Origin of the sequence: Haliscomenobacter sp. (assembly GCF_041740695.1) — a bacterium.
Lineage (GTDB): Bacteria > Bacteroidota > Bacteroidia > Chitinophagales > Saprospiraceae > Haliscomenobacter.
The window spans coordinates 1-3,572 of sequence record NZ_JBGSLK010000065.1; the positions used below are offsets into that span (position 1 = coordinate 1).

The 3,572-nt window shown below is 39.8% G+C and carries 4 protein-coding genes and 1 pseudogene; 3 read left to right on the forward strand and 2 right to left on the reverse strand.

What is annotated here, in order from left to right; genetic code table 11:
• Both ACEW9O_RS14045 and ACEW9O_RS14050 read left to right on the forward strand, forming a co-directional pair.
• A pseudogene (locus tag ACEW9O_RS14045) lies at positions 1-208 on the forward strand (IS5/IS1182 family transposase); the annotation flags it as partial.
• Positions 209-464: 256 nt separating this feature from the next.
• A complete protein-coding gene (locus ACEW9O_RS14050) occupies positions 465-818 on the forward strand; it encodes a hypothetical protein (protein ID WP_373550806.1) in 354 nt (117 codons plus the stop codon).
• An 89-nt stretch (positions 819-907) separates the two neighbouring features.
• Here the strand turns inward: ACEW9O_RS14050 and ACEW9O_RS14055 are convergent, their stop codons facing one another.
• Positions 908-1,264: a transposase gene (locus ACEW9O_RS14055; RefSeq protein WP_373550807.1), complete on the reverse strand. Its 357-nt coding sequence runs from the start codon at positions 1,262-1,264 to the stop codon at positions 908-910.
• A 338-nt stretch (positions 1,265-1,602) separates the two neighbouring features.
• Here ACEW9O_RS14055 and ACEW9O_RS14060 point away from each other — a divergent pair, with 338 nt between their 5' ends.
• Positions 1,603-2,961, forward strand: coding sequence for a tetratricopeptide repeat protein (locus tag ACEW9O_RS14060; RefSeq protein WP_373550808.1), 1,359 nt, complete (start codon positions 1,603-1,605; stop codon positions 2,959-2,961).
• Between the two features lie 233 nt (positions 2,962-3,194).
• Here ACEW9O_RS14060 and ACEW9O_RS14065 read toward each other — a convergent pair.
• The coding region (locus tag ACEW9O_RS14065) for a PIN domain-containing protein (protein ID WP_373550809.1) at positions 3,195-3,572 on the reverse strand (378 nt) is incomplete at its 5' end.

The window sequence follows — 3,572 nt, forward strand, 5'->3', positions numbered from 1 at the left end:
AAAACTCAAATGGGTACTCCAGATTTTCAAACGCAGTGATACTGCTAAAACGCCTTTTGAAGTCTTACCCCAGCGATGGAAAGTCGAGAGGACGATTTCTTGGCTCATGTGGTCAAGAAGGCTCTCCCTTGATTACGAAGCTGACACCAGAACTAGTGAGACTTTTGTTTTAATTGCTAACATTTATCTCATATTGAGAAAAACTTAATTTTTTACAGGCTCTTAGTGTAACTATCATTTATTTCGTTCAGAACAGAAAGCATTGCTTTTAAGTTTACTTCTTCGCTTATGATTCCTTTATTGTAGTCATCGAAAATAATTTCTATTGTTGTAAGGACATCCTCAAAGCCATTTTTGTAATGCTCCCCGCTCGCATAAGTCTTCCAATACCACCCAAAACGCAACGCTGGTGCATGGTCTCATGACCTGCACCCATTATCCCCGCGTCTTCAAGACGCACAAGCATGCACGATGCTAAAGAAAATCCATCATCCCTTTTTATTCTTGATCATCAAACCCTGGCAAATATACAAAACTGCTCCCTGGCAAATACGGTTCCAGTAAGTCTAGTTCCAGCAAACACCCCTCATTTTCAAAAACATAATTCCGAGCACTGCTGTACAGGTACTCTTCCGCTTTATCCACCCATCCGGCCCGAACCGGGTTTTGATGAATGTAGTCTACTTTTTGCCAAATCACCTTGGGGGAAACCAGCGCAATGGGATGATTATCTTGTATCCAAAATTGATAAGTGCTGGAGCCTTATTAATCGACAGATTTCAACGCTGAGATTTTGGATTTCAGCGACTTATTTTTGAAGCGCAATGCAGCGCATTGTAATGAAAAAATAAGGAAGATGAAATTCAAAAGATCAAGTTGAAAATGTCGATTAATAAGGTTCCAGCACTTAAGTTCGATTATTGGCATGGAATCGAGCATAATATCGAAATACATGCAACATCCATTCTTTGCGGCTTTCGTTTCCTTTTGCAATGGCGTCCAAAATTTGACGGGAGGTATATTTTTTAAAATCTCGAAGCACTTCCGACAGGGTTAACCCACCATCCGCTCTGACAATCATGTGGATGTGATTGCTCATGATTACATAGGCGCAAATGATCAGTCCTTTTTCTTTTCGGCAATAGGCCAGGCTTTCAAGCACGATATCTCGGTAAGTTTTTCTGGTGAATACATCTACCCAACCCACAACCGTACAGGTAACGTAATTCAAGCCATGCTGATCCAGGATGCGGTAACGCGGCATGTCGTTTTGGCATTAAAATACTGATTTTTTCTACATACCCGCATGGAGTTTGTGCTTTTTTTGTACCAGTGTGCATACTTGTGCGTCTTGAAGACGCAGTGATAATGGGTGCAGGTCAGGAGACCATGCACCAGCGTTTCAGTCTGGAAATTAATTAGGAGGACTTGGACGAGCGGGTCATGAGACCATGCACCAGCGTTGTGCCTTGGCGGTTAATGAGGAAGACTTGGACGAGCAGGAAACAAAGTTTCTCAGCTGTTTGGTAACTTAAATTTTAATAAACCATATATTCGCGGCTGAATACAATGCTTATTTTTAAAGTGCTTCAATGGTGCATTATGAAAAAAACTGAATACTTGATGAAATGGCTAATTGTCGTCTTCCTTTTTTTTAGCTTCACAACGTTAAGTTTGACTCAGGAAGAAAACTTCATGACCCTAGTTGGAAGAGCAGTAGATTTCCAAATTTCTGGTGATTATTCCCAGGCACTCAAAAATTACGAAAAAGCTTTTGACATTGCGCATAATAAGATGATTCGTTACTATTACAATGCTGCTCGTTGCGCGAGCATGATAGGGGATAACACTAAAGCTATTCATTTTTTGAATAAATGTATCGATCTTGGGTATATTGATGTTGCCTTGCTAACAAACGATGAGGATTTTAAACCGATGAAAGATAAAAATGAATTGCAATCAATAATCAATAGAATTGAGCAAAAAAAATCAGCATTTGAAAAGCAATTTGTGCATGCAAAAACGATAGCTTTAACTGATTTTATCCCCTTTTTCGAAAATGAAGAATGGGGTTATGTACAAAAAAACACCAAACGAATTCTGGTCAATGCCCAATTTGCTCAGGTATCTTTTGCAGGGCATTGCCTGGTAATTTGGACTTCGGGCGAATCTTACTTCTGCATTGATCAAAAGGGACATTTATTCATACAAGATTTAACTACACCAATGACCAATGAGATCAATGTCGAAACTGAAGATATTGCAGGTGGATTAATGGAAATCTCCCCAATGCCTGACATTCCCAGGTTTGTAAAAGTAGACTCTACCAAGGGTTTTACAGGGTTTAAAATGGACAAATACAACAATATCCTTTCAGCCTCCAGTGTTTTCGACCAATACAAATTTCTGGCTTATGATGACATTATTCCTCAAATCTCTCATCCCATGAAAATTGAAGAGCAATGGTATGCCATTGCGAGTAAGAAGAATCAATTTGGTTTGGTGAATGAAAAAGGGGTATCCCATGCCAAAATTGGCTTCGAATACCAAAAATTGCTTCCAGTCCAGGAATGCAAAGATGCAGGATGGTTCTTTTTCAAAGACAAAAAAGAAAAATGCGGCTTCATCAATGTGAATGGCGAAGTCAGGCTATATGGTTTAGTAACTGATGAAGCATATAGTTCTCATGAAAGCCATAAAAAAGAAGAACATTTTGATTTTATCATTTCAGAAGTTAATGGGGAAAAATTAATCATCGATTTAAAGACGATCTCCCAAAAAACGGATCCGTTTAAAGGGGAGTTGTTGGCCGTTGACTACACCTATTCCAGTAACCAATGTATCCTTTTTAAGCCTAAAATTACCAGCGATAAAATCGTTGCTTACTATTTCCTAATCAAGGGAGTAGATGAAAAATTGTACTATATCGGGGACGATAAAGTACAATACCTGGTGAATTGAGTTTTTGCGCATAGAGCAAAAATTGGAGGTAGAGACGCTAGAATTTGTGTCTCTACTTCGGGTTCTCACTAGTCCAAGTCTTCCACATTAACCCGCTCGTCCAAGTATTCCCCATTAACCCCCAAAGCACAACGCTGGTGCATGGTCTCATGACCTGCACCAGCGTTGCGCCTTGGGGTTTGATGAAGAAGACTTGGGCTAGCGGGGTGCAAAACTATGTATTGACATCTCTCTCAATATTCCGCCAAATCAATCACATTCAACCTCAAGTACTGTCCCTCCAAATGCATAAAATCCTTATCCATCGTCAACAACTCAAGGTCATACACTGAAGCTGTAGCTGCTATCCATAAATCATTTTTGCCCATATTTCGTGCGCTAAACGCTACCGGACTTCCTTGAAGTTTGCCTTGGCTATAGACATCAATCTCGGCATAGCGTTCAATGATATTTTCCAGGTTAATATCTGCGATCAAAAAACCGTCGATGAGGTTTTCTACTGCTTTAATCTTTTTCTCGCCCCACTTATTTCGTTTGGCAATGGCACGAATTTCTCCAAGTGATACTACGGAAACAACCAGATTATGGGTTCCATTTAGCAGGTTTAAGCT